General features: G+C 69.4%; 4 protein-coding genes. 3 read left to right on the top strand and 1 reads right to left on the bottom strand.

What is annotated here, in order from left to right; all coding sequences use genetic code 11:
• On the bottom strand, positions 1-1460 hold a 1460-nt coding region (locus VF794_RS36100), incomplete at its 3' end, for a hypothetical protein (protein ID WP_331117666.1).
• A 488-nt stretch (positions 1461-1948) separates the two neighbouring features.
• On the opposite strand from VF794_RS36100, the gene VF794_RS36095 reads away from it, so the two are divergent.
• From VF794_RS36095 to VF794_RS36085, 3 genes are all read left to right on the top strand, one after another.
• Positions 1949-3118, top strand: a complete 1170-nt coding sequence (locus VF794_RS36095) for an HlyD family secretion protein (protein WP_331117665.1) — start codon at positions 1949-1951, stop codon at positions 3116-3118.
• 5 nt (positions 3119-3123) lie between these two features.
• The gene (locus VF794_RS36090; protein ID WP_331117664.1) at positions 3124-5817 is read left to right on the top strand and encodes an ATP-binding cassette domain-containing protein; all 2694 of its coding nucleotides are present in this window, start codon (positions 3124-3126) and stop codon (positions 5815-5817) included.
• Positions 5807-6099: hypothetical protein (locus tag VF794_RS36085; protein ID WP_331117663.1), on the top strand; the 293-nt coding region annotated here is incomplete at its 3' end. The genes VF794_RS36090 and VF794_RS36085, both read left to right, overlap by 11 nt.

Below are 6099 nucleotides of genomic sequence, written 5' to 3'. Positions count from 1 at the left end.
CGGAGTCGCAGGCGGGTCCGCTCGTCCACCTCGTCCCTCGCGGGGAGGAAGGCGTCCCGCAGGTGAAGCAGCGCGTCGTCTCGGAACCCCCTCATGCCGCGCTGGGCGTGCTCGTACATCTCGGCGCGGCGAGCCCCGACGAAGTCTCGATGGGCGGCCAGGTGCAAGCCAGTGGACTGGACGAGCTGCCAATCGCGCTCGACACGCTCGCGCATCCGGCCCAGGACGCTTCCCGGCTCGGCCCGCACCTCGACGAACGCCGCGTGAATCACGCCGTAGAGGCGGCACATGTGGCTCCAGAGACTGAACTGGAGGTTGTAGAGTTGGAGTCCGAGCAGCCCGTAATCCACCGCCGCGGGGAGCTCGGCGGCCCATGGGGAGGGGCGCGGGGACGCACCCGCCACGGGCTTGCCATCCAGCAGCGTCGCGAAGAACTCCTCCACCAGGTGTGGGGGACCGGCGCAAACCCCTCGGGGCGAGAGGAAGAGGTTGTTGTGTTCGGCGATGCGGTACAGCTCCGCCGCCGTCATGGGCGAGTCGTACGTCATCCCCGACTCCGGGTCCAAAAGCAGGGTGGCCATCACCATCCGCACACCGTCCGTCACCCGGAACATGGAGGACAGCACGGGATCCAGCCCACCGTTGGGGACGGGCTCCTTCCCACGCATCAGCAACAGGGTGGGCAGGGCCAGCACGGCGAAGGACACGGCGTGAAGATCTCCTATCCGCCAGCTCCCGTCCGGAAGCAGGGAGTAGCGGCGCAGGAACTCCTCGCGAACCGCGAGCGTCCCCTGGAGGACCGGCTTCCAGTGCCGCGTCATCGACCTGAGCGCCGTCACGTTCATCATCGCATCGTCTCGATAGCGGCTGCCCGGGTAGGGACACGCTCGCCACTCCATCGGACGCTTCATGCGCATGGCTTCGGGGAAGACGTTGTTCTCCCCGACATGGCGCCCCTCCGCGTCGAGTGCGGGGTGTGCGACGCGATGCAGCGGAACCACCGCTTCGAGGAAGCCCAGTTCCAGCGGACGTCCCACCAACCGCGCCATGACCCGGGGACAGTCCGGGTTCCACCACAGGGGCTCGGTGGGCGCATCCCGCCGGGCCTCGGCCTCCAGGTATTTCTGATGGGCGTTATCCTCGGAAGAAGGCTTCGGCGCCTCGCGCGAGAGGATCTCCTCGGCCAACAGGGCCTCGAGCAGTTCCTTCACGCGCTCCCAGGGGTAGGGCTCACCCACGCTCCACGTGGTGGCGCTACCCGCCATGAACTGGTCCTGCTCGAGCAGCGTCTCTCCGAAGGAGAGCAGGTCTGGCTCATCGATCGTGATCTCCTTGACGCCGAAAAAGAGGTGCAGCTCCCGGGTGCCCTCGGGGGTGGTCACGTACTCGCTCGTGAACCGACGCCGCAGGGGCACGTACAGCGTCTCATGGGGATCAACCGACACGGCTTCCTGACTCATGCGAGGGCTCCTGGGAGCAAGCCCGCGATGTTCAGGCACGAAGGGGCTGCTCCATCATCCGGGGGTGGTTCTCCTCCGGACTGACTGGGGAGCGCGGCTTTGTGATGCGCGTCACGTCGGGAAGGTCTCCGCGGCTCCCAAAACACGATCGCCAGCAGGCGGCGTACCGCCCACTGGCGACTCGAGCCCAACGTGTCTTCTGCTCGTCACACGTAATAGCGACAACCGCCCGTGTACTTGATGGAGCTGACGGCGAGGCCACCACGAACGTTCGTCTTGATCTTCATGTACTTGCTCCGGGGTTGTGCTGCGTTTCATCCGGATTGAGCAGGGGGCCTGGTTTTGTGATTTCGGCATTCGAGTCACTTCTGGTGGGCCCGCTTGGAAGGTGAGAGGACGAGCAGTTCGCTCCCACCCAGAGTCGCTGACAAAACCGACGGGCGCGCTCCACCACCGAGAGTGTGGAGTCGAGCCCCAGGGTGTCCCTCATGAAGGTTGAAAGCATTTTCCCCCGCACCTCGCGTGCGCTGGCGAGAGGGCGGGGACGGCCGGCGCTCTGGCTGTTACCGGTGGGGCTGATCGCGATCTGGGCGGGCTGGTTCTTCCTGGCGAGGGTCACCGTCTACGAGCGCAGCGTGCAGGCGCGGGTGGAGCTCCATCGCGAGGTGTACGCGATCGATGCACCCGTGGAGGGCCGGGTGGTGCGGACCCAGGTGGAGCTTCACCGCTCCGTGCGTGCGGGAGAGGTACTCGTCGAGCTGGCACGGGAGCAGGAGGAGCGCCAGGTGGCGGAGGCGGAGGCCCTGCTTCAAGGACTGGGGCCGCAGCTCGAGGCCGCGCGCGCGGAGCTCGAGGCTGAGCAGCAGGGACTGGTGGAGCAGAAGGGGGAGGGGATTGCCGGTGTGGAGGAGGCGCGGGCCCGGCTCACCGAGGCCGGGGCGGTCGCGCGGCGAGCCCAGGAGGAGGCGGCCAGCACCGAGCGGCTCTGGAAGCGAGGGGTGGTGAGCAAGCTGGAGTGGAGCAGGGCCCATACGGAGGTGGAGCGAGCCCTGGCCGCGGAGGGGGCCGCGCGTGCCGCGCTGGCGCGAGTCAGATCGGAAGGAACGACACAGTCCACCGAGCGGCGCACCCGCCTCGCCGCGTTGCGAGGGGAGATTGCCCGACTCGAGGGGGAAGAGAGCGTCGCGCGCGCCAGCGTGGCGCGGCTTCGCGAGGAGCTGGAGCGCCGCATCGTGCGAGCGCCAGCGGATGGGATCCTCGGCGAGACGAGCTCCGTTCGAGTGGGCGCGCAGCTCAAGGCCGGTGACCCCATCGCGACGGTCGTCGCGGGTGGACCCGTGCGCATCGTCGCGCTGTTCTCCCCGGACTCCTCCTTGGGGCGCGTCCGTGCGGGCCAGCGGGCGCGGATGCGGCTGGAGGGCTTCTCCTGGACGGAGTTCGGGATGCTGGAGGCCAGGGTGGTGGCGGTGGCGAGTGAGGTTCGCGAGGGACTGGTGCGGGTCGAACTCTCGGTGGATGGTCTGGCGTCGGGCATTCCGCTCCAGCATGGGCTGCCCGGAACCGTGGACATCGCGGTGGAGCAGGCCACGCCGTCGCGGCTCGTGCTTCGCGCCTCGGGTCGGAGGCTCGACGGCCCGGCACCGAAGGGCGGGAGCTGAGAGTCATGGCGGGTACACCACGGTTTTTCATTCCGGAGGTCCTCCAGACGTCGGCCATGGACTGCGGTCCGGCGGCGCTCAAGGCCTTGTTCGGCGGCTTCGGGGTTCCGGTCAGCTATGGGAGGCTCCGGGAAATCTGCCAGACCGACGTCGATGGCACGTCCGTCGACATGCTCGAGGAGCTGGCCGTCAAGCTGGGTCTGGATGCGGAGCAGGGGATGATCCCGCGCGATCATCTGCTCCTCGCCGAGACCGGGACGTTACCGGCGCTCGTGGTGGTCCGGCTCGCGGATGGCAACCTGCACTTCGTGGTGGTCTGGAAGAAGCGGGGCCCTTTCGTCCAGATCATGGATCCGGCGCAGGGGCGGCGGTGGGTGCCCATGGCCGAGTTGCTCGACCGGCTCTACATGCATGTGATGCCCGTCTCCGCCGAGGCATTCCGCGAGTGGGCCGGCACGGAGGAGTTTCTCGTCGGGCTGCGGCGCAGGCTGGCCGTGCTCGTCGATGGGCCTTTGTTGGAGCGGCTCGTCGCCGAGGCCCTTGGGGATTCCACCTGGAAGAGCGTGTCTTGTCTGGATGCGACGGTGCGGTTGGTGCAGACCCTCGTGGAGGGCGGAGGCATCCAGCGTGGCGAGGTGGCGGCGGGATTCCTCGAACAACTCCTGCGCGAGGTGCGCACGGCCCTGGACGAGGGGCGCGCCCAGGAGCTCATTCCCCCCACCTACTGGACGGCGGTAGGAAAGCCGGATGCCGAGCAGCTCCTCTTGCACGGAATCGTCTGCCTCCGGGCCAAGGGGCTGCGCGGCGAGCGCGGGACGGATGAAACGCCGATGTCGCCGGATCTCGCGGCCGCCTTGCGCGAGGCTCCTACCCGCCCGCTGCGGGAGCTCGTGACCCTGTTGCGCCGGGATGGGGTGCTCACCCCGACGGTGCTCACCGCCATTGGGGTCACCGCGGCGGTGGGCGGCTTCCTGGAGGCGCTGCTCCTGCGCGGGGTCATCGACGCGGGGCGCTATCTCACGACCCCGGAGCAGCGTCTTGGTGGCATCGTGATGCTGCTCGCCCTGCTGGGCGTGCTGTTCGCGCTCGAGCTGCCCCTCTCGCTCGGGACGCTCCACCTGGGGCGACGGTTGGAGCTCCGCCTCAGGCTCGCGTTTCTCGATAAGATCCCGCGCCTGGGTGATCGCTACTTCCGCAGCCGACTCATCTCGGACATGGCCCAGCGCTGCCATGGCATCCACCTGGTGCGCAACGTGCCAACCCAAGCGGTCATGGTGCTGCGCGCGTGTGCCGAGCTGCTCGTGACGCTCGTGGGACTGACGTGGTTGGCACCGAGGAGCGCGCCGCTGATCTTCCTGGCGGGTGCACTGGCGATCGCCATTCCCGTGCTCGCGCAGCGCTCGCTGCTCGATGCCGACCGCCGGCTGCGGGACTTCGACGGGGTGCTCTCGGGCTTCTACCTCGACGCCCTGCGGGGGGCCGTGGCACTGCGGGCGCACCGTGCCGAGCGGACGCTCCGCCGGGCCCAGGAAGAGCCCCTGCACGAGTTCATCTCGGCGGCCCGCACGTTGCTGCGCCGTGGCATCACCGCCGAGACGATCTCCTCTTTCGTCACCACCGGGGGCTCGGTGGCGATCGTCCTGCACGCGCTCTCGCGAGGGGTACAACCCGGGGCGGTCCTGCTGCTCGTCTATTGGGCGCTCGCCTTGACGACGCTGGGCCGGCAGATCGCCGAGGGATTGCGTCAGTACCCCGCCGCGTCGTCGCTCACCGGCCGGTTGATGGAGCCACTGCTCGCTCCGGATGAGGGGGCCCACGGGGTCGTGCCGGCCGCGCCGAAGCGGACGGAGCAGCCGGCGGAAGGGGCTCGGGGGGTTGCCATCTCCCTGCGCCAGGTGGAGGTGAAAGCCGCCGGCCATACCCTCCTGCGCGGGATTGATGTCTCGGTTCGGCCCGGCGAGCACATCGCCATCGTCGGCCCTTCGGGAGCTGGAAAATCGTCGCTGGTAGGCGTCCTGCTGGGATGGCACCGGCCGGCCGCGGGCAGGGTCGAAGTGGATGGCGAGCCGCTGGAGGGGGATGCCCTCTGGCGGTTGAGGCGGGAGACGGCCTGGGTGGAGCCCGAGGTGGCTCTCTGGAACAGGTCCCTGGTGGACAACCTCGCCTATGGCGCCAAGGCGGACGAGGTGCTGCCACAGGTGGGGCAGGTCCTGCACCGGGCCGATCTCATCGGGTTGGTGGACAAGCTGCCCCAGGGGCTCCAGACCCGACTGGGCGAGGGGGGCGGTCTGCTGTCGGGCGGGGAGGGGCAGCGGGTGCGCCTGGGCCGGGCGTTGCTCCGTCCAGGGGTGCGACTGGTCATCTTCGACGAGCCGTTCCGAGGCCTCGAGCGTGACCGTCGCACGGCGCTGCTGGAGCGGGCACGCCAGGGGTTCGCGGGCACCACGCTGCTCTGCATCATGCATGACATCGCCGAGACGCTCTCGTTCGACCGCGTCCTGGTCATCCAGGGTGGGCAGCTCGTCGAGGATGGAGACCCCCGGAGGCTCGCGGCGCGCGAGGACTCCCAGTACCGCGCCTTGCTGGACGAGGAGGCGGCGATGCGGAGGGATTTGTCCGGGCGGGAGGGGTGGAGACGGATCGTCCTGGAGGAAGGCATGCTCTCCGAGCGACAGGAGGGGGCGGCTCATGGCGGGTGAGCTGGAGAGGGTGGCCTGGCCGCTGGAGCGCGCGGGCGAGGCCTTGGAAGCGTTGGCCCGTGCGGCGCGGCTGCCGCTTCCCAACCCGCTTCCGGTCCTCTCGCACGTGGTGCCAGCGGAGCCGAGCCGGGTGGGAGAGTGGCTGGACGCGGCGGCCCAGGCGCTGGGGCTGGAGCTGAAGTTGCTCAACACACGCCACGGCGAAGTCGAGAGCGCCCTGGGCCGCGCGGCCCCGGCGCTCGTGGAGCTGACGAGCCCCGAGGGGCCCGCGGTGATCGCACT

The sequence above is a fragment of the Archangium sp. genome (assembly GCF_036389735.1).
Lineage (GTDB): Bacteria > Myxococcota > Myxococcia > Myxococcales > Myxococcaceae > Archangium.
This window is presented reverse-complemented; position numbering and strand designations above follow the sequence as displayed.

Coding starts and splice junctions, on each gene's coding strand:
- VF794_RS36095 (WP_331117665.1), top strand. CDS start 1,949: ATGAAGGTTGAAAGCATTTTCCCCCGCACCTCGCGTGCGCTGGCGAGA.
- VF794_RS36090 (WP_331117664.1), top strand. CDS start 3,124: ATGGCGGGTACACCACGGTTTTTCATTCCGGAGGTCCTCCAGACGTCG.